Annotated in this window: 18 protein-coding genes; 7 read left to right on the forward strand and 11 right to left on the reverse strand. The window is 64.5% G+C overall.

From position 1 onward, the window contains the following. Positions 1-57: 57 nt before the first annotated feature. On the forward strand, positions 58-888 hold the full coding sequence (locus ACFVJ5_RS30840) for an SDR family oxidoreductase (RefSeq protein WP_379225540.1): 831 nt from the start codon (positions 58-60) through the stop codon (positions 886-888). A gap of 86 nt (positions 889-974) precedes the next feature. On the opposite strand, the gene ACFVJ5_RS30845 is transcribed toward ACFVJ5_RS30840, so the two are convergent. The 9 genes from ACFVJ5_RS30845 to ACFVJ5_RS30885 are packed head-to-tail and all read right to left on the reverse strand — an operon-like array spanning position 975 to position 10,262. After that, a complete protein-coding gene (locus ACFVJ5_RS30845; protein ID WP_379225542.1) occupies positions 975-1,649 on the reverse strand; it encodes a hypothetical protein in 675 nt (224 codons plus the stop codon). Between the two features lie 31 nt (positions 1,650-1,680). Then, the gene (locus ACFVJ5_RS30850) at positions 1,681-2,874 is read right to left on the reverse strand and encodes an MlaD family protein (protein ID WP_379225544.1); all 1,194 of its coding nucleotides are present in this window, start codon (positions 2,872-2,874) and stop codon (positions 1,681-1,683) included. Then, positions 2,871-3,959, reverse strand: coding sequence for an MCE family protein (locus ACFVJ5_RS30855; RefSeq protein WP_379225546.1), 1,089 nt, complete (start codon positions 3,957-3,959; stop codon positions 2,871-2,873). The genes ACFVJ5_RS30850 and ACFVJ5_RS30855 overlap by 4 nt, the downstream gene beginning before the upstream one ends. After that, a complete protein-coding gene (locus ACFVJ5_RS30860) occupies positions 3,956-5,050 on the reverse strand; it encodes an MCE family protein (protein ID WP_379225548.1) in 1,095 nt (364 codons plus the stop codon). Before ACFVJ5_RS30860 ends, ACFVJ5_RS30855 begins: the two co-directional genes overlap by 4 nt. A gap of 17 nt (positions 5,051-5,067) precedes the next feature. Further along, the gene (locus tag ACFVJ5_RS30865) at positions 5,068-6,099 is read right to left on the reverse strand and encodes an MCE family protein (RefSeq protein WP_379225550.1); all 1,032 of its coding nucleotides are present in this window, start codon (positions 6,097-6,099) and stop codon (positions 5,068-5,070) included. Between the two features lie 32 nt (positions 6,100-6,131). Beyond that, on the reverse strand, positions 6,132-7,184 hold the full coding sequence (locus ACFVJ5_RS30870; RefSeq protein ID WP_379225552.1) for an MCE family protein: 1,053 nt from the start codon (positions 7,182-7,184) through the stop codon (positions 6,132-6,134). Then, positions 7,181-8,539, reverse strand: a complete 1,359-nt coding sequence (locus tag ACFVJ5_RS30875; RefSeq protein WP_379225554.1) for an MlaD family protein — start codon at positions 8,537-8,539, stop codon at positions 7,181-7,183. Before ACFVJ5_RS30875 ends, ACFVJ5_RS30870 begins: the two co-directional genes overlap by 4 nt. Before the next feature lie 9 nt (positions 8,540-8,548). Next, complete coding sequence (locus ACFVJ5_RS30880; protein ID WP_379225556.1) at positions 8,549-9,412, reverse strand: ABC transporter permease; 864 nt, start codon at positions 9,410-9,412, stop codon at positions 8,549-8,551. Between the two features lies 1 nt (position 9,413). Continuing rightward, the gene (locus ACFVJ5_RS30885; protein ID WP_379225558.1) at positions 9,414-10,262 is read right to left on the reverse strand and encodes an MlaE family ABC transporter permease; all 849 of its coding nucleotides are present in this window, start codon (positions 10,260-10,262) and stop codon (positions 9,414-9,416) included. A gap of 385 nt (positions 10,263-10,647) precedes the next feature. On the opposite strand from ACFVJ5_RS30885, the gene ACFVJ5_RS30890 reads away from it, so the two are divergent. Next, positions 10,648-11,907 carry a TetR/AcrR family transcriptional regulator gene (locus ACFVJ5_RS30890; protein ID WP_379225560.1) on the forward strand — a complete coding sequence of 420 codons (1,260 nt, stop codon included), beginning with the start codon at positions 10,648-10,650 and terminating at the stop codon, positions 11,905-11,907. A gap of 13 nt (positions 11,908-11,920) precedes the next feature. Here the strand turns inward: ACFVJ5_RS30890 and ACFVJ5_RS30895 are convergent, their stop codons facing one another. Together ACFVJ5_RS30895 and ACFVJ5_RS30900 are read right to left on the reverse strand one after the other, a co-directional pair. Then, entirely contained in the window at positions 11,921-12,424 is a 504-nt protein-coding gene (locus ACFVJ5_RS30895) for a TetR/AcrR family transcriptional regulator (RefSeq protein ID WP_379225562.1), read from the reverse strand. 97 nt (positions 12,425-12,521) lie between these two features. Next, positions 12,522-14,051: a class I adenylate-forming enzyme family protein gene (locus ACFVJ5_RS30900; RefSeq protein WP_379225564.1), complete on the reverse strand. Its 1,530-nt coding sequence runs from the start codon at positions 14,049-14,051 to the stop codon at positions 12,522-12,524. Positions 14,052-14,241: 190 nt separating this feature from the next. Here ACFVJ5_RS30900 and ACFVJ5_RS30905 point away from each other — a divergent pair, with 190 nt between their 5' ends. The 5 genes from ACFVJ5_RS30905 (at position 14,242) to ACFVJ5_RS30925 (ending at position 18,877) form a co-directional block, all read left to right on the forward strand. Next, positions 14,242-15,426 carry a lipid-transfer protein gene (locus ACFVJ5_RS30905; RefSeq protein WP_379225566.1) on the forward strand — a complete coding sequence of 395 codons (1,185 nt, stop codon included), beginning with the start codon at positions 14,242-14,244 and terminating at the stop codon, positions 15,424-15,426. Positions 15,427-15,428: 2 nt separating this feature from the next. Then, the gene (locus ACFVJ5_RS30910; RefSeq protein ID WP_379225568.1) at positions 15,429-15,593 is read left to right on the forward strand and encodes a hypothetical protein; all 165 of its coding nucleotides are present in this window, start codon (positions 15,429-15,431) and stop codon (positions 15,591-15,593) included. A gap of 15 nt (positions 15,594-15,608) precedes the next feature. Beyond that, entirely contained in the window at positions 15,609-16,439 is an 831-nt protein-coding gene (locus ACFVJ5_RS30915; RefSeq protein WP_379225570.1) for an SDR family NAD(P)-dependent oxidoreductase, read from the forward strand. Positions 16,440-16,447: 8 nt separating this feature from the next. After that, positions 16,448-17,599 carry an acyl-CoA dehydrogenase family protein gene (locus tag ACFVJ5_RS30920; RefSeq protein WP_379225572.1) on the forward strand — a complete coding sequence of 384 codons (1,152 nt, stop codon included), beginning with the start codon at positions 16,448-16,450 and terminating at the stop codon, positions 17,597-17,599. Positions 17,600-17,683: 84 nt separating this feature from the next. Further along, positions 17,684-18,877 carry a TetR/AcrR family transcriptional regulator gene (locus ACFVJ5_RS30925; protein ID WP_379225574.1) on the forward strand — a complete coding sequence of 398 codons (1,194 nt, stop codon included), beginning with the start codon at positions 17,684-17,686 and terminating at the stop codon, positions 18,875-18,877. Positions 18,878-20,339: the final 1,462 nt, after the last annotated feature.

Below are 20,339 nucleotides of genomic sequence, written 5' to 3' on the forward strand. Positions count from 1 at the left end.
GGGCAGGCCCGTAGCGTCAAGGCGATTATGGCCAGCCGAAAGGGCGGAGAACCCACAATGACACCGAAGTCTGTGCGGGATAAGGTTGTTGCAATTACCGGTGGTGCCCGTGGCATCGGATTCGCGACGGCGAAAGCGCTCACCGAGCTCGGCGCGAAGGTCGCCATCGGCGACATAGACGAGACAGCGCTCAAAGAATCGGCTGCTGTCCTGGGGCTGACTGCCTACAGCAAACTCGATGTCACCGACACGGCGTCGTTCGAGGCTTTCCTGAACACTGTGGAACAGGCGCTGGGACCGATCGACGTTCTGGTCAACAACGCGGGAATCATGCCGGTCGGGCGGCTCATCGACGAGCCCGAGCACGTCACCCGGCGCATTATCGATATCAATGCGTTCGGTGTGATCATCGGATCAAAGTTGGCGGCCCAGCGCATGGTGCCCCGGGGCAGCGGCCACGTCATCAATGTCGCCTCGTTGGCCGGCGAGATCTATACACCCGGACTGGCCAGTTATTGCGCCAGCAAATACGCCGTTGTCGGTTTCACCGACGCGGCTCGGGTCGAACACCGTGGCACGGGAGTCGATTTCTCGCTGATGATGCCGTCGTTCGTGAACACCGAATTGACTGCGGGCACCCACGGTATCCGTGGCATCAAGAGCGCCCAGCCCGAAGATATCGCCGCGGGCATCATCCGGCTGATCGGCAAGCCCACCGCACGCGTCCGGGTAACCAGACTGGCCGGGGCACTGGCGGCGACGCAGAAGTTCATCCCACGCGGGCTCGCGGAAGCGATGACGAGGGCATTCGGCGGGGAGTCCGTCTTCCTCGACGACGTCGACGCCGACAAGCGTGCGGCATACGAACAGCGGGCCCGCCACAACTGAGAGCAGACTCGAAACGCACTGGGACCCGGAGTCGATTCCGGGTCCCAGTGCGTTTCGCCGTTCGCTCCACCAGTGCGACCGGCCGACTATCGTGGCACGGGTTGTTCAGCGACCGGGGCCGGGGCGGGCGACGCGGGTTCCAGTGCCGGTGCATCGAGCTTGCTGACCAGCCAGTGACCGTCGATTCGGTCCATCGTGGCCACCAGAGAGATCTGGCTGGGCACCTGCCTGCCCTGGGTGCCGAGACTGCTGATGGACACGCTCATAGCGACGACCACCTCGGCGTGCTCGTCGTCGGCATTGGCCACACCGCAGCTGGTGTCACGGGCTTCGGACTTGATCTGGGCGCTCGTGATCACGTCTTTGAGTTCACTGCTGGTCTTGGAGAACTCGGTCTTGAATTCGCCGGTGGCACCGTCCAGTACATTCCCGATGTACTGGTCGATGTTCTGGGCGTTGTAATTCGTCATCGTCTTCGCGTATTCGCACGCTGTCGTCCGTGCCGAGTTCTGCACCTCGAGAGTCGAGTGATCGGCGGTGTATCGGGTGTAGAAGAACGCGGCGGCGGAGAGGGGGATCAGGACGGCCGCTGCCATGGTGGCCGCGCGAACCGGGCGCGACCATCGATTTTCTCCGGCCGGGCTGGTTGGTGCCGTCGACTCTTCCTGAGGATCGGCGGCGGCATCAACTTTCGGCGCCAGGGTTTCCGATGCTTCGACGTCGTCGGAGGCTGAGGGCTTTTCGCGTTCGGTGGGTGTCATCTGGATGCTTCTCACTGTCAGGGCGCTAGGGTCAGCGCCGCGGGATCTCGGTGTCGATCGGGATCGACTGTTCGTCGGGGTTCACACCCGGCGGCCGGGCGGCGCCGTTGTCCGGCTGATCGGGTCGGGGTGCGTTGGCCGACCCCCGGATCTGGAGTGCGGGATTGTTGGTGACACAGAAGTTCCAGCGCCGCACAGTGGATCCGTTGAGTTGGGTCGGCGACACCGGCAGGGTCTCGTATTCACAGGTCGGGCGCGGCCAGATGTCGACGAGTGTGTTGAAGGCACCATCGTGGATGGGGACACCGAGCGCACCCGCGCCATCGCGCAATGCCGGGAAGAGTTCGCGCATGGCCGGCGTGCGCAAGCGTGCCGAGCGGGCGATGGCCAGGAAGTTCGTCGCGAGGTTCGTGACAGGGTCCGAGGTTTCTGCCAGTACGCCACCAACGGTCGCGAGCTGACCCGGCGCGAGGTCGAGCATCTGGCGCAATTCGACGTCGGCGGCGTTGAGTTGCCCGAACAGCGTGCTCGAATTGCGAGTGAGGGTGGCCAGATCCGGTTGAACGAGCGCAGTGGTGGCCGCGATTGTCCGCAGATTCGTCAGCAGCGCGACCGTCTGCGGCAGGACGCTGTCCATCCCCACGGTAATCGCGCTGATTCCAGAAACCAGGTTGCGCAATTGGTCCGGGCCGCCGCCGAGTGCCTTGTCCAGTTCGGCGATGATCGTCTGGAACCGCGCGGGATCACCGACCGGATCGAGTTGAGCGATCAACGCGTTCGCGTTTTCCAGCACGTCGGCCAGCGGCACCGGGGTCGTGACATCTTTCGACCTGATCACCGACCCGTCCGCCAAGTAGGGGCCGTCGCCGGAAGTCGGCCGGAAGTCGAGGTACTGCTCCCCCACTGCCGAAAGAGACTGCACAGCCACGATTCCACCCGATGGGATCCGAGCCGAGGAATCGATCCGCGCGAACGCCTCGATCCCCGTGCCGGTCAACCGAATCGAGGTGATCCGGCCGACCCGATAGCCACGGAAGGTGACATCGCTGTTGTTCATCAGACCACCGGAACGAACCAGCTCGACCCTCACCGTGTAGGCGGCGCGCAGCGGATTGATATCGGCCAGACCCACGAAAAGGTAGGTGCCGCCGAGGATCAGCGCGAACACCAGCCCGAGGTTGGTGAGCAGCACCTTGCGATGCAGTAGTCGCGAAACGAACGTCATCGCTGTCCTCCGTGCACTCTGGCGTAGACACGCTGCAACACATCGAGCAGGCTGCCCCCGAAGGCGTCGACGTCGGTGACGTCGGGTACCTTGCTGCCCGGGTCGTAGAGCGCGCCGAGCCCGAGATAGTTCGCCGTCCCGTAGAAGGCCATCGCATTGCCGCGCAGAGTACTCAGCAGTTTCGGCGTGACCTCATGGAGCGCATCCAGGGTTCCGGCGAAGTTGCCGCCCATCCGGGCCAGGCTGGAGGTCAGCTTCTCGGTGCTGTCGAGCAACGCGGCCAGATCGGTGGTCGAGGTATCGGCGAAATCCTGCAGCGCCGCACTGGTGACCGCGATCTTGCCGAGCAGGTCGCCGATCTTGCGGTTGTCGTCAGCGATCGCGCCGATCATGCCCGGGACAGTGTCGGCGACGGCGCTCAGTTCGGCCCGGCGCTGGTCGAATTGCGTGAGCAGGCCGTCCACCTGGCCGAGCATGCCGTCGAATTGGTCGGATCGTTCATTCAATGCCGTTGTCGCCGCGGTCATTTCGGTGATCAGGTGGGCCAGCATCGGCCCGCGACCAGCGACCATGGAGTCCAGCTCGGTGGCGATGGTCGCGACCCGGTTCAGCGCGCCGCCATTGACCAGGGTGGCGACCGACAACAGCAGATCCTCCACCGACGCACCCGCGGAGGTGTTCTGCTGGGTGATGGTGTCGCCGGGGCGCAGTAGTTGCTGATCGGAGGTGCGCGGGGGCAGCGAGATCGCTACGTACACATCGCCGAGTGGGGTGGCCTGGCGCAGTTCGGCCGTCGCGTTCGCCGGCAGGCGCACATCACCGCGAATGCTCAACTCGACATCGGCGAGGTAGTTCCGGGTCGAGATCTCGGTCACCTCGCCGACATCGGATCCACCGATCTTCACATGCGCGGACGCGGGCAGATTCAGGGCATTGGTGAAGATCGCGTGGACACGGTAGCTGTCTGTACCGATGCTCGGGCGGGGCAGTGGCAGATCCTGAACGGTGACGCCGCAGCCTGTCGCGGTCCCCAGGACTGTGGCCAGCATCAGTGTCGAGGCCAGGCGGGTAGCGGTGGATGTCATCGGGTACCACTCAATCCGAGCAGGGCGGCGGTGAGGCCGAAGTCGGGACCGAAATCCTCGGCTTTGCCGGTACGGCAGCCGTCAGAGCGCATCTGGATACGGGAACAGAACAGGCTCAGTGCCTCACCGTCGAGCAGCGACTTGTCCACCAGGAAATGCAGGCGGATCTGTCCCTGATCACGCATCACGGCGTTGTCGACGTTGCGGAACAGCAGCGGCGTGACGTCGACGATCTCGGTCAGATTGCGCGCGTTGCGCTGTAGCTGACCGGTGGTGCCGGTCAGCCCGGTCAAGGCATCGCCCAGCTGGGTGCCACGTTGGTCCAGCACCGCGCTGGTGTTGGCGAGGAAATCGTTGAGCTGGGCGAGGACGGCTTGCAGGCCGGGTGACTGATCGGCGAGCAGCTCGCTCAGCTGGGTCGTCTGACCGCTGAACTCACGCACCGCCTGGTCATTGCCCGCGATCATCTGGGTGATGTCGTTGAGCCGCACGATGATTCGGGAGATGGCATCACCATTGTCCAGTCCGAGCTGCACAGAGTTGGACAGCGCCGTGATGGTCTCCCGGATCCGGTCGCCGTTACCGCGCAACACCTGCGCGAGGTCCTCGCCCGAGAGCGGGCCTTCGCCGCCCTCGGTGCCCTTCAGCGACGTGGCGATGCTGTCGACGGTAGCGAGTACCCGGTCCAGATCGACGGGAGTCCTGGTGCGTGCCGGACCGTCCATCCCGCACGAGCTGCCGCACGGGATGTGGTCGCCGTCAGCCAGTTTCGGCCCGGAGCCCGAGTAGGCGGGCGCCAGCTCGATGTGTCGGTTGGTCACCAGTGAGGGCGACAGCGTCGCGGCGATGGCATCGGCCGGCACGGGAGTGTCGGCACTGATCGTCATCCACACGGTGACGTACGCACCGTGTGGAGCGATCTTGTCGATCTGGCCGATCTTCACTCCGAGCAGCGAGACGTCATTGCCCTCGTATACACCGGCGATGTTCGCGAAATCGGCCGTCACCTGGATCTTGTCGACGAACGGACCGCGCAGATCGCAACCGCTGATCGCCAACGCCGCGATGCACAGGGCTGCCGCGGATGTCATAATTCGGCGCACTGTCATCACCGGCACCCCTCGATGATCGGTACTCCGGGAACGCCGCAGAGCATCTGGTCGGTAATGGGTCCCCACGGTGCCCAAACATCGCCGTAGTTGCCGTTTCCGAAGGCGTTGTTCATCTGTCGCACGGCGATCGGCATAACCTCGAGCAGCTGGTCGAGCTGGAGACGATTCTTCTCCAGCCCCGCGCTCATGACCGCCAGCTGCTCGATCATCGGGCCCAGCTGTTCGTCGTTGTCCGCACCGATCTGCTGGAACTGGCGCGAGAGTGCCGCCATATTGTCGAGCAGGCTCTGCACCATCTGCTTTCGCTCGTTGACACGGTCGCCGATGGCACCGGCCTGCACCATGATCAGCAGGATGTTGTTGCGGTTGCCATCGAGGATTCCGGCGACCTGGTCCAAGCTCTTCAACAGGGCATCGACCTGTCCGCGCCGGGCGTCGATCGTTTTCGCCAGTGCGCCGACGCTGTCGAGCGCCGTGGCGGCGAGCTGGGGTGAATCACCGAGCTGGTCGCCGAGCACGCCGATCGCCTCAGAGACTTTGGTGGTATCGATGCGTTCGATTCGTTCGAATTGCGACGCATAGTCGGGGTCCTGCACGATCTTGGCGAGGTTGAATGGAACGGTGGTGTGCGACAGCGCTATTCGGCTGCCACGCAACTCATCGCCGTGTCCGGTGTCCAACGCGACATAGGTGCCGCCGAGGATCGTCGAAGTCTTGATCTCGGCGCGAGCATCGCGCCCGATCGCCAGGTCGCCGTCGATGTGCAAGGTCACCGCGACGTGGCCTGCCTCGACCTCGGCCGCCACCACCCGGCCGACCTGGATGCCGGCCACCCGCACCTTGTCGCCGGACTTCAAACCGGCCGCTTGGACGAACTCGGCGACCATGGTCTTGTCTCCGATACCGAGGGAGTTGTAGACACTCGACCCGACCAACAGTGCCGCGATGACAACGGCACCGATGAGGCCGGAGCGGATGTCGCGGCGGCGGGGCGTGTCATCTCCGAGCCGGGAACGCAGTCTCGTCATCGTTCCCGCGAACCGAATACGAGTCGCCGCGATCATCGGCACACCTCCGAGTGATGGTTGCCGATCAATGCATTCATGATCTCCGGAAGCACACCTGGTGGGAGCAGCACGCCGTAGAGCGCGATGTCGAGTTCGCAGGCATAGGCATTGGCGTAGGCCCCGTTCTCGGTGAGGTGTGCCACGCCGAGCAGGATCTTCGGCAGGTCGATCGCCGCCTGGTCGAGTTTCGCGCCATTGCCGACCAGCAGGTCGAAGGCCGCGGTCGTCGAGTTCTGAGCCAGGCGCAGCTGGGACTGCACCTGCCCCATCATGTTCGCTACCGACCCGGTGGCGCCGGCGACCTGCTCGGTCGAGTGCAGCAGGGTCTGGCCTTGCTCGTACAGCCCGGCGACGAGGTCGGCGGTCCGGTTGACAAGAGTGTCCAATTCGCCACCGCGCGCGGCCAATCCGGTGACCACGCCGGTCAGGTTGTCGATCACGTCGCCGAGGATCTGGTCGCGCTGCTCGAATTCCGCGGCGACCGCCGCGGCCTGGGTGATGAAGGCGCTCAACGAAACGTTGTCACCCTGCAGCGCGAGGATCAGGGTGTTCGACAGCGAGTTGATCTGTTCCGGTTTCAGCGCGCTGAACAGCGGCTCGAACCCTCCGAGCAGGGCCGACACATCGAAGGACGGCTCCGTCTGGAACGTCCCGTCCGCGGCACGCAGCGGGATGGCTCCCTCGGCTGCCAGCGCGGTGCCCTCGCCTTTGCCCGGTGCGAGCGCTACGTAGCGTTGCCCGATCAGATTCTGGTAACGAATCATCGCCCGGGTATTGGTGAACAACGCCTGATTTCGCTCGACCTGGAACGTCACGCGGGCATGGTGCTCCTCGTCGAGCGCGACGGACTGGACCCGGCCGACCCGGACGCCCGCCATCCGCACATCGTCGCCGGGATGCAACCCGTAGGCGTCGGAGAATGTCGCCGAGTAGTGGTTGGTCTCGCCGGGGACAGCGCGTTGCAGCGTCGACCAGACCACCCCGGTGACCAGCACGGACACGATGGCGAACAGGCTGAATCCGATCAGTGGTTTTCGGTAGCTCATTGTTGGCGACCTCCTTCCGAGGTGTCCTGAGTCAGCGATCCGCCGGTCAGGGCAGCGCCGAGCAAAATCAGCTGTGTCGCGTTCGGGGTCCGGCCGAGCAGAGCGGTGACCGCCGCCGGTCCTCGCAACGCTGCCGGGCGAACGGGACTGCTCGCTCCGGGTAGGCCGGGTAGAACGGGCAGGCCCGGAAGAGTAGGCAGACCCGTCAGGCCTGGCAGACCAGGCAGGGGACCTGGTGCGGCGGGAGATTCGACGGGGCGCAGTGCCGCCGGGAGCTCCCCCGGGTCGGCAACCTCGGGAGCAGTGCCGCAGCTCGGTCCGGCCAACTCACCGTAACGCGGGCAGTCGGACCGGGTGTTGGGCCGAAACGGTGTCAGGGAAATGTCGATCTTCCACTGCCACATGAGTTTCCCGTCCGGCCCGCCGCGGTAGGTGGTGGAGAAGTTCCGCAATGTAGTGGTGAAGTTGACCATCGCCTGCGGCAACGCCTCCGGATCGGCCGCCAAGGCCCCGAAGGTTTCAGCGAGCCCACCCACGAGTTCCTTGCCGGTGTCGGGATTGCGGGCGAAGAGTCCGTTCACGACATCGACGGTCTCGCCCGCACCGGTGAGCAGCGCCGTCAGACGATCTCGCCGTTCGGCGAGCGTCTGGGCCGTTGTCACCGACTGACTCAGCACGTCGAGCAGCGCGGGCGCCGACTGGTTGAGGCCGGCGGCGGCGGTGGTGAAGTTCTCCAGGTCCGAGGCGATCCCGACCTGGTTGACACCGGTGAGCCAGCGATCCAGCCGCTCCAAGGTCGAACCCGGCATGCGGGCGCTGCCGTAGAGCGCTTCCGAGAGCGTGGCCAAGATTCGCCCGAGCTTGTCCGGCTCCAGTTTGGTCAAGACGTTCCGGAAAGTCGTCAAAGCCGTTTGCAGCGCGACGGTTTCCTCCGTCCGGTCCTGCAGGACCACCGCGCCTGAGGTCAGCGATCTGCCCGGGCCGTTGTCGAGCAGCTCGATGGAGGTAACTGCGAAGATGTTGGCGGGCACCACGCGGGCGGTCACGGTGGACGCGACGCCGGTGGCCAACTCCGGTTTCAATGCGATCCGCACCCGCTGGACATCGCCGGCCGCCGCGACCTCGGAACCGCGCACACTACCCACGGTGAGCCCACGGAACTTCACGTCCGAACCGGCGGGCAGTCCGTCGCCGGTGGAGGTGAGCTCCGCGACGATGGACACGGTATCGGTGAATTTGCCCGCGTAGCGAAGCAGGAGCAGCGTGGTGACAGTGGCCACCACCATGCCGAGCGCGATTCCGGCGACCAGCAATTGCCGGCCGCTCGGTCCACGCCCACTTGGATCGTTGATCATTTTCCCCATCTATCCCGAGAACCGAATTCCCGGATCAATTCCCCAGATGCCCAGTGTCAGAAGCAGATCAGCGATCACCACGACAACGAAGCAGACCTTGATCGCCGCGCCCGCCGCGATACCGACACCCTCCGGACCGCCCTGCGCGAAGAACCCGTAGTAGGACTGGATGAACACCGTCAGGGTCACGAAGACGATCGCCTTGAGGATCGAGAACAGCAGGTCCGTACTGACGAAGAACTGGTGGAAGTAGTGGAAGTAGGTACCGCTGGAGGTGCCGCCCATCAGGACCACGGTGAACCGGGCCGACAGGTACGCCGCACTCAGGCCGATCAGATACATCGGGACGATGGCGATCCACGCCGCGATAATCCTGGTGCTGACCAGGTAGGGCAGCGGCCGGATGGCCAGCGAGTCCAAGGCGTCGATCTCCTCGGAGATCCGCATGGTGCCCAGTTGCGCGGTGATCCGGCACCCGCCCTGCACCACGAACGCGACGACCGCGATCATCGGGCCGATCTCCCTGGTGACCGCGAACGCCGTGATCGCACCCGTCACCGGGCCCATGCCCAGCAGATCCAGCTGCGAAAACGCTTCGAGACCGATGGTGACGCCGACGAAGATGTTCATCGCGATGATCACGCCCATCACTCCACCGCCGACAACGAGTGAGCCATTTCCCCACGTCACGTCGGAGAGCAGGCGCCACACGTCTTTGCGATAGTGTTTGAACGCCAGCGGAATATCGGCGAGGCAACGCACGAAGAAGAAGGCTTGATGGCCGGCTTTGCGCACCGCGTTCGCCGGCAGCCCAGCGGCGCGGCGCAGGGCGCGGATGGGGCGCAGCAGCGGTGGCACATAGGTCGCGGCCACCTCACACCACCTCGTGCGGGAACAGCGCGTTGAACACCTGCGTGAGAATCACATTGGTGGCGAACAGCAGTAGCGCGGAGTTGACCACCGCCGAGTTCACCGCATTGGCCACCCCACCGGGACCGCCGCGCGTATTCAGGCCCGTGTCGCAGGCGATGATCGCGGTCAGCAGCCCGAAGATGAGCGACTTCACCACCGCCGCGACAAGATCGGAGGGCGCGGCAAAGGCGGCGAAAGTGCTCACGAACGAGCCTGCCGTGCCGCCCTGGACGTACACGTTGAACATGTAGCCGGTGATGAAGCCGATGAAGACGACGAATCCACACAGCAGCACGCTCACCAGCATTGCCGCGAGCAGGCGCGGGGCGACCAGTCGTGTCAGCGGGTCGACGCCCATCACTCGCATGGCGTCGATCTCTTCGCGGACCGTCCGCGACCCCAGATCCGCGCAGATAGCCGAACCCACCGCGCCCGCGATCATCAGCGAAGTCACCAGTGGCGCGCCTTGTTTGATGATCCCGAGGCCGCTCGCCGCGCCCATGAACGACGTGGCGCCCACCTGGACGACCAGCGAACCGACCTGAATGGAAAGGATCACCCCGATCGGTATCGCGATCAGCAGGGTCGGGGCGGCCGAGGCACTGGTCATGAACGCGCACTGGCGAACGAACTCGCCGAAATGAAACTTGCCCCGGAACAGGTCGACGACGAGTTGCGAGATCGCCTGTCGGCCCAGTGTGACCTGCCTGCCGAAGGTCTCGATCGACTTGACCGGATGGTCACGGACATAGTCCCGGCTCCACTCCAACGCTGTCGAGGTCGGGGCATCCGGATCCTTCGTTGATCGCACCTGTGTCACGCCCTCGAGATCGGCGGGCGATGACCGGATTCGGCCACGGCGCCCACCCGGCCTGTCATCCGGACTGCAGGCGCGGTCAGCGGCGTTGCGACGATCGTCGCCATGGTTCCTCCCTGGTTCTACGTGAAGTCGGCGTAGTGTAACAGCAATCACACACGGTTTGGCAAGAGAGACAGCCGACCCACTTGCCTTCGCCTCTGATCAGCACTTTTAAGGTAGTGTCGACAGACATAAGCGACATCGTGAGTAACTAAGTGAAGATTCCATAGTGCAGTGTGGTCAGTTCGAAGTAGTTGCTGGAAGCAAACACTCCGCAGCAGGGCATCTCTTCGCCACGATGACGAATGCGGCCGGTAGCGTAGGAATTCGGTGCGGCATGAAGACCGCGGCGCGTCGGCGACCGATGCTCGGACACCTGAACAAGATCGGAGGCGAAGGGATGGGCAACGGGACCGACCTGCGCACACACGGCCATCCCCCGCGTGGTACGCGTCCGGCGAACCGGCGTCAACTGATCTTGGGTGCGGCAGCGACACTGTTCTGCCGGAATGGCTACGCCAATGTCGGCGTCGGTGAAGTGGCGGACGCGGTAGCGATCGGCCCGTCCGCGTTGTACCGGCACTTCCACGGCAAGCAGGATCTGCTGGCCGCTGTCGTCAGCGACGCGCTGAACACGTTGAACGACGCCCTGACCGAGGCCACCGCCGATGATCTCGCGACACGGCTCGCGGCGGCGGCGCTCGCGGATCGAGACGTCGGCGTGCTGGTGCGCAGGGAATCCCGGCACCTGTCCGCCGACCATCGGCGCCTGATCAACGCATCGATCAGCGGTATCGGCTCGCGCACTGCCGAATTGATCAGCGCGCGCAGGCCCGATCTCGGTACGGCGGAAGCCGACCTGCTGGCCTGGTGCACGCTCGCGGCGACAAGCAGTGTTTCGTTCCACAGCCTGTCGCTTCCCGAACCCGAGTTCGCCACCTTGCTCGCGGAACTCATCACGACGGTGGTCGACTCGCCGATCGCGCTGACCGAACAAAACCCGGAAGCGGCCGCGGACCGCGGTTCGATGGTCCCTCGTTCCCGCCGCGAAGCCATCCTGACCGAGGCGACGCGCCTGTTCGCCAGGAACGGGTTCGCGAACGTGAGCATGGAGGAGATCGGCAGCGGCGTCGGCATCGCGGGCCCGAGTGTCTACAACCACTTCTCGGTGAAGTCGGACGTGCTGTCGGCTGCGATGTTCCGTGGCGACGCATGGCTACGGATCGACATGAATCGGGCATTCGCTCGGTCCGCCGATCCGCGTGATTGTCTGCACAGGTTGCTCGGCAGCTACCAGGAGTTCGTCTTCGACAACGCCGGTCTGGTCCAATTGCTCGTCTCGGAGTCCATGTACCTTCCGGATGCGGACCGACATCGAGCGCGAGCAGCCCAGCACGAATATGTCGCGGAATGGGTACATCTGGTCAACACGGTGCATCCGGACTGGGATTCCGTCAGCGCTCGCATCCGGGTTCAAGCGGCACAGACGATGATGAACGACATCGCGCTCATGCCACCGTTGCGCGCACGCCCCGGTGTCGACACCGCACTGCTCACCATCGGCGCGCGACTCCTGGAGATCGGCGACGCGAACTGAGCGCCGCGGTGCATCAAACGTCCGGTTGCAACGGCACCCTCGACAGTCCGTCCCAGCACAACCCGACCGTGATCTCGACCGCCGCTCGCTTCGTGATCGGCCGACCCGAGTCCAGCCATTGGCGCGCGGCCATCTGACTGGCACCGACCAGCCCGACCGCCAGTAGGCGCGCTCGGTGCGGTTCGAGCCCGGAATCATCGACGACGACATCGGAAATGCATCCCACGCACTCGTCGATCGCGTTTCTGACCCGCCATTCGACAGATGGTTCGTTGCTGACACCCGAATCGAAGATCAGCCGAAGGCCGGCCGGGTCCTCGTCGGCGAAGTCGAAGAGGGCCTGCACCGCGGCGTGTACCCGTTGGCGATTGTCACCCGCACCCAGCGCATGGCGCACGCCGCGTACCAGCGCGTCGATATGCGATTGCAAGACCGCCAAGTACAGCTCGAGTTTCCCCGAGAACTGGTCGTACAAAACGGGTTTGGTAAATCCGGCCCGCAGCGAGACCTCGTCCATGCTCGTGCCGTGATAGCGCGATTCCCGAACAATTCGCTCGCGGCGAGGATGACATGCCGCCTGCGGGCCTCGCGGCGGAGCATCGTCGGCGTGGCGTTCATGTTGTGGCCGTCAGACGTTCGCGCAGCGCCTTTTTCAGAATCTTCCCGGAGGGGTTGCGCGGCATCTCGGTGATGACGATCAGCTCGTGGGGAAGTTTGAAGGACGAGATCCGTTCGCGGCAGAACTCGCGCAGCCCGTCCAGTGTCAGTTCGGCGCCTTCCCGCAATACCGCGACGGCGACGATACTCTCGCCGTACTCGGCATGTGGTCGGGCGACCACGGCGGAATCGAGAATGCCGGGGTGGGCGGTGATCGCGTTCTCCACCTCGATCGAGTACACATTGCGGCCGCCGGTGATGATCAGGTCCTTGAGCCGGTCGACCAGTGTCATGTAGCCATCGGGATCGAGCCTGGCCAGGTCGCCGGTGTGCAGCCAGCCGTCCACGATGGTGGTGGCGGTAGCCTCGGGCTTGTTCCAGTAGCCCTTCATGACGGTCTCGCCGCGCAGGATGAGTTCACCGACCTCGCCCGGTGCCACTTCGGTGCCGTTCGCGTCGACGATTCGGCATTCCGACAGCATGAGCGCCTGGCGGCCACTGGCGTCGGGGCGTTCGAGGACCTGCTCGCGATTGGAAAAGATGCCGCCGGGACCGCCCTCCGTCTGACCGCACAGCTGCATGAAGTTCACCCCCGGCCACATGGCGACCAACCGCTGAACCACGGTTGCGGGCATGGGCGCCGCACCGAACATCCCGGTACGCCAGGCCGACAAGTCGCGCTCGGCGGCGTCGGGAACCCGCATCAGGAACTGATACATCGTCGGCACCCCGAAGAACATCGTGATGCGTTCGCGCTCCAAGGCTTCCAGCACGTCGGCGGGGTCGAATCCGCTCTGCACGATGTGGGTAGCGCCGACGAGGGTGCCCGGGATCAGCATGATGCACAGTTCGGCGGCATGGTAGAGCGGGGCCACATGCAGGAAGCGGTCGCCGTCGCGCATGCCGCAAGTTCCTGTCGTCGCCGCGGCGACCCACATCGCACGATAGTGGTCGAACAACGCACCCTTGGGCGAACCGGTGGTGCCGGAGGTGTAGAGGATCTGCGCGTCGTCGGAGTCGTCGACGGCGATGTCGGCCACACGACATTCGACGGTGTCCGCGAGCGCGAACAGGTCCGGGAAACCTTCAACCGCTGACATCGCGAAGGTACGCAGCGACCCGGGCAGGCCGTTGCCCACCGCCGTTCGCACCACCGGCGCGACGGCCGCATCGAAGACCAGGGCGGCCGCGCCGGAGTCACGAACCAGGTAGTCGAGCTCAGGGGCGGCGGACGCCGGATTGACAGGGACGAAGATCGCGCCCAAACGGTGCGCGGCGTAGAAGACGATCACGAATCGGTCGGAGTTGGTCGCCATCAGAGCCAGCCGATCGCCCTTGGCGATCCCCTGCACAGCAAGAGCACCGGCTACGCGGTCGACTTCCGCATCCAGTTCTGCGTAGGTGTAGCGGCTGCCGCCGAACACCAGCGCCTCCCGGTCGGGAACGCGCCTCGCCGTCAAGCGCAACGTGGCACCGATGGTCACCATGAATCCTCCAGGGGCTGCTCTATGTGAATTGCATGTAGCGTAACAGTAGTCACAACCACCCTCGAAGGAGATGGCTTCGCCCAAACTATATGGACATATGAAGCTGAAACAGCGAGGCGCGCTTGCGTCGGCGCAAGCGATCGTATTCACTAAGTGAATATTCGATAGTTATCTAGCCTGAGGAGTTGATGTGAGTCAACGCGTGGTGGTCGCCGGTGTCGGGATGATTCCCTTCACGACGCCGAGCCGGACCGAAACCTATGACGTGATGGGCACGACCGCGGCGCTCGCGGCGCTCGCAGACGCGGGCATCGGGTACGAGAAGATCCAGCAGGCCTACGCCGGCTATGTCTACGGCGACTCGACCTGTGGCCAAGCCGTGGTCTACGGCCTCGGCCAGACCGGAATTCCGGTCATCAATGTCAACAACAACTGCTCGACCGGATCGTCGGCGCTGTTCCTGGCCCGTCAGGCGATCGAATCCGGCGCCATGGACGTGGTGCTCGCGGTCGGCTTCGAGCAGATGCAGCGCGGCGCACTGGCGATGGGCTACACCGACCGGCCTACTCCGTTCGATCGGTTCAACGCCGTGATGGACCAGATCCAGGAACGCACCGACGCTCCGTTTGCCGCACAGATGTTCGGCGGAGCCGGGCGACAGTACGCGGAGAAGTACGGCACCTCACCGGAGACCTTCGCCAAGATCTCGGTGAAATCGCGCAAGCACGCCGCCAACAACCCGTACGCGGTGTTCACAGACCCGGTAACCGTCGAGGAAGTACTCGCCTCCCCGCACATCTACGGCACCTTGACGCGATTGCAGTGCTGCCCGCCTACTTGCGGCGCGGCCGCGGCGGTGCTCGTCAGCGAGAAGTTCGCGAAGGCCAACGGCATCGACGCGTCCGTCGTCATCAAGGCGCAGGCGATGACCAGCGATTTCGCCTCCACTTTTACCGAGAAGGACATGGCGAAGATCGTCGGTTACGACATGTCCAAGGCTGCCGCACAGCAGGTGTACGAGGCATCGGGCGTTTCTCCCACCGACATTCGAGTCGTCGAACTGCACGACTGTTTCACCGCCAACGAACTACTCACCTACGAGGCTATCGGCCTGACCCCGGAGGGGACCGCGGAGAAGTTCATCAACGATGGCGACAACACCTACGGCGGCCGGGTGGTCACCAACCCATCCGGCGGCCTGCTGTCGAAGGGACACCCGCTCGGCGCGACCGGCCTGGCGCAGTGCGCGGAACTGGTGTGGCAGCTGCGTGGGCAGGCACAGGCCCGCCAGGTAGAGGGCGTGAACCTCGCGCTACAGCACAATATCGGGCTCGGCGGCGCGGCCGTGGTGACCCTGTACGAGAAGGTGAGCTGAGCGTGCGATTCGCCGCCATCACCCCCGTGCTCGGTCAACCGAGCGCCACCGGCACGGTCGTCGCCATCGAAGAGGTGGACAGCGAACGTCGCGCAACACTCGAACTCGTCGTCGCACTCCCCGACGGCACCATCACACTCACCGGCGACGCTGTCGTCGCGCTCTGAAAGGTATTGCCCACCATGGGAACTCTCGATGGCAAGGTAGCCATTGTCTCCGGCTCGGGTCGCGGCATCGGCCGTGAGATCGCACTGAAGCTCGCCGCTGAAGGCGCATCTGTCGTGGTCAACGACCTCGACGCCGGGCCTGCCGAAGAAACCGTCGCCGCGATCGAAGCCGCGGGTGGCAAGGCTGTCGAATGCGCGGGCAGCGTCACCGAGGAAGGGTTCGCCGAGCGCTTCGTGCAGACCGCGGTCGATTCCTTCGGCGGGCTCGACATCATCATCAACAACGCCGGCTACACCTGGGATTCGGTGATCCAGAAGATGACCGACGAGCAGTGGGACGCCATCCTCGACGTACACCTCAAGGCACCGTTCCGGATTCTGCGCGCCGCCCAGCCGGTGATCGCCGCGCAGGTGAAGAAGGCCGAAGAGGCAGGCGAACCGATCCCGTGCCGCAAAGTCGTCAACATCTCCTCCGTCGCGGGCACCGGAGGCAATGCGGGACAGTCCAATTACTCCTCGGCCAAGGCCGGCATCACCGGCCTGACCAAGACCCTGGCCAAAGAATGGGGTCGCTACAACGTCACCGTCAATACTGTGGCGTTCAGCTTCATCAAGACCCGCCTCACCGAGGCGGCGGCCGACGGTAACAGCACCATCGACGTGCAGGGCAAAACGCTCAAGGTAGGCGTGAACCCCGACCTGTTCGCCGCGCTCGAGCGCTCGATCCCGTTGGGCCGCGCGGGAACCCCGCGGGAGGCCGCCGGTTCGGTCTACCTGTTGTGCACCCCCGAATCCGACTACGTCAGCGCACAGACCCTGGTCTGCGGCGGTGGCTTCAACATGTGAGGAACGATGTGACCACTTCTGCGAACCGATCCGATCGGTCCGACGACGACGTCCTCGCCCTGCACGAGATGGCGACGAAGTTCTTCGAAGCCGAATTGCTGCCGCACGAAGAGCGCTTCGCGGCGCAGAAGCACGTCGATCGCGAATTCTGGAACAAGGCAGGCGAACTCGGGCTGCTGTGTACCTCCATACCCGAGGAATACGGTGGCGGAGGCGGCACACTGGCCCACGATTTCGCGGTCTTCGATGCGCAATATCGACTGGGTGACACCAGCTTCGGCAACATGGTGCACAGCGGGCTGGTCGCGCACTACATCCTTGCTTACGGCAACGAGGAGCAGAAGCGGCGCTGGCTGCCCGGAATGGCCAGCGGCGCAATCGTCGGGGCCATCGCCATGACCGAGCCGGGTGCTGGATCGGATTTGAAGGCTCTGCGCACCATGGCTATTCGCCACCGCGACAGCTACATCATCAACGGGTCGAAGACCTTCATCTCCAATGGCAAGCACGCCGATCTCGTGATCGTGGTGGCCAAAACCGACCCTGCGGCCGGGGCCAAGGGCATCTCGCTCATCGTGGTGGAGACCGCCGGCGCCAACGGCTACCAGGTCAGCAGACTGCTGGACAAGGTCGGGATGAAGGGCCAGGACACCGCCGAACTGTCCTTCACCGACGTCCGGGTACCGGTGGGCAACCGGTTGGGCGAGGAGAACGCGGGCTTCGGCTACCTGATGAAGCAACTCGCCCACGAACGACTCGTCATCGCCGTCTGCGCGGCGGCGGCAACCGAAGCGGCCGTGGCCTGGACGGTGCAGTACACCAAGGAGCGCAAAGCCTTCGGCGCGCCCTTGTTCGACATGCAGAACACCCGCTTCGAACTCGCCCAGTGCGCCACACTCGCGCGGGTCTGCCGGGTATTCGTCGACAACTGCATCGAACAGCACCTTCACGGAGCCCTTGACGGTGCGACCGCGTCGATGGCCAAGGCGTACTCCACCGACATCCAGGGCCAGGTCGTCGACCGCTGTGTGCAGCTGTTCGGCGGCTACGGGTACATGCTCGAGTATCCGATCGCCCGCATGTACGCGGATGCGCGAGTTCAGCGCATCTACGCAGGCGCGAACGAGGTGATGAAAGAACTCATCGCACGTTCGTTGTAAGTCGGCCGCCCCACCGAGAGACAGATCCTCGGTGGGGCGCTAGGTGTACTTGCGGCCGGATTCGACTAGGAGATACAGAAGAACGTGACGGGCGGATGGCAAGCGGGCACACCCGCCGGTCCCCTACGTGGTGCCCGGCCGGCGAATCGACGTGATCTGATCGTCCGGGCCGCGGCGGATCTGTTCTACCGCAAGGGATATGCCGCCACCGGGATGGGTGAGGTAGCCAAGGCGGTCGACATCGGCCCGTCGGCTCTGTATCGGCACTTTGGTGGCAAACAGGACCTGCTCGCAACGGTCGTCGGCGATGCGCTCAACACCGTCGACGCCGCACTGGCAGCCGCATCAGCGATCGACGTCGGCGCACGACTGGCTTCAGTAGCGATCGAACACCGCGGTATGGGGGTGCTGTGGCGCCGGGAAGTACGCCACCTGTCAACGGACAATCGCACCGAGCTACGGGCCATCACCGGCAGTATTGTCACCCGGCTCGCCGCACTCATCCGCGCCCGTCGGCCCGAGCTCGGAGCTGCGGAGTCCGACCTGCTGGCGCGGAGTGCGCTCGCGGTCGTCATCAGCGTCTCGTTCCACGGGCTTTCCCTGCGCGGAGCCGGGTTGAGGACTGAGCTCGGGGAGCTGGTCTCGGCCACCATCGGCGCTCCGATCACACCGTCCGCTCCGACTGGGGACCAAAGCAGATCCGCAGGGATTCGAAGGCGCAGTTCCCGACGCGAGATCATTCTCATCGAGGCAGCAAAGCTGTTCGCTCACAACGGTTTCGCGGGCGTAAGGATGGACGATATCGGGATAGCCGCCGGAATTTCCGGTACGAGTATCTACAACCACTTCCCAGCCAAGACCGACATCCTGATGGCGGCGATCTTCCGGGGCGACGAGCGGTTGAGGATTGGCTTGAATCGTGCGTTCGAGCAGGCGATCGATCCGCCCGACGGCCTGCGCCGACTGCTACGAGCCTACGGCGCGTTCGTTTTCGAGAATCCCGACCTGGTCCAGTTGATCACCTGCGAATCGGTGCACTTGTCGGCCCCGGACCGGGAACGAGGACGGGCCGCCCAGCACTCCTACCTCGCGGAATGGGTACACCTCGCCCGCCAAGTGCACCCGACTTGGGATCCGAGCAGAGCCCGGATCCGGGTCCAGGCCGTTCAAAGCATCGCCAATGAGCTCGCGCTGACCCCACGATGCCGACCGCACCCGGGAATCGAATCGACTGCGGTGGCAATCGGCGAGGAGCTACTCGCGATTTCCGACACGTAGGCCTGCGACACCTCGGTTGCTCTAACGGCATCTGCTTTACCGACATCCCAAAACTGGTCGAGTGACCGGCAGCCGCCTTCGAATGCATTTTACAGAGCGTGCGCGGCCAGTACGGTGGCCCATCGCCCCGAATGTGGCCCGAAAACCGTCACGTGACCGTCGTCCCCGCAGCGGAACTGAGCAGCGGGTGGTGCGGCGTTGGAACTCGACCGACGCGACCAACAACTGGAACGAACCATCGCGACGAGTTCCCAGTGACCATCCCGCGCGAGGGTACTTTCGCCGCGACCTGCCCGAACACACCGGCGGCGGGGGCGTTCTTGCTGGAGTGCTGGATGACGGCAATACGCCGGACGGCCGAGACTGCCATCTCGGAGAACTTCGCACCCGGAGAAACCGTGCGCAGCGACCCGGTCGCCACTGCTTCGGGCGAGCCTCGAAGGGCGGGAAGCAGCTACGCGGCAACGGCGCGGTCGTACTGACCGATACGCGACTGCGGTTTGATCGAGCGGGATCGGATGACCCGCTGGAGATTCCGCTCGCATCAATCACGTCAGTGGAGATCGTGCGATCCCACGCCGGAAATCGGTCGCTCGGTCATCAGCGTGAGCTTCGACGATGACACGCCGTGTGGTGTGTGCGCGACTCGTTACAGTGGCGCGCGACGACATCCTGGTCAGGCGCTCGGCAGCATCTGATAAGTAGTCAACCGAGGAGGTAGATCGAGACGGCGACCCCGCAGTCGGTGGCACTCGAGATATGGCGCGACCATCCCGAAATCCTTGCCTCGCAGCGGCGGCGACTCGATCAGGTGACCGAACGAGGAGTCGGGGAGGCTGAACGCGATTGTCCGCGAGGCCTATTCGACGCAAGGACACGCGGATCGGCGATCACCACCAGTGGTGTGGACATCGAAGTTGTTGTTCGCATGTTCGACGCCGCAGACTTGGGATCCTTTCCTACCGACGATCCGGTGACTGGGGTCGAAGTAGCGGTGCGGGGGCACGCGGTTCCGGAATCGGGAACTCCGCAACCGCGGGTCGAACTCTCCGATATCGAGGTGCAGGGCTGGGCCTATGCGGTCCTCGGGCGCGACTGGTACGAGCCAGGGTATTTCTTGCGCTATCAGAGCGGAAGCGGGGGCCGTGCGGCGCGCGTAATGGTCATGCTTGACCCGTCCGGTCGGCCGATCTCTGCCCCCTCTGATTTCTACTTCGCGGGCACTACGATCGAGAAGGCCGAGCAGATCACGTTTCGCCCCCTATCGACCACTGACGATCGTGGACAGCATCCAGATTCCATCGCCGACAACGAGCGCCCGGATTCTCTCAAGTGGCAGGTCGGCCTCACAGGAACTGGCGACTCCCATGTACAGGCCGCAGCGCGAGCGCTGTTAGAAGCGTTGCGCCCGAAAGGGGCGGTCGCCGCGAACTTCGTGCTCGCCTCTGCGAGTCGACGGTCA

The sequence above is a fragment of the Nocardia sp. NPDC127606 genome, from assembly GCF_042671725.1.
GTDB lineage: Bacteria > Actinomycetota > Actinomycetes > Mycobacteriales > Mycobacteriaceae > Nocardia.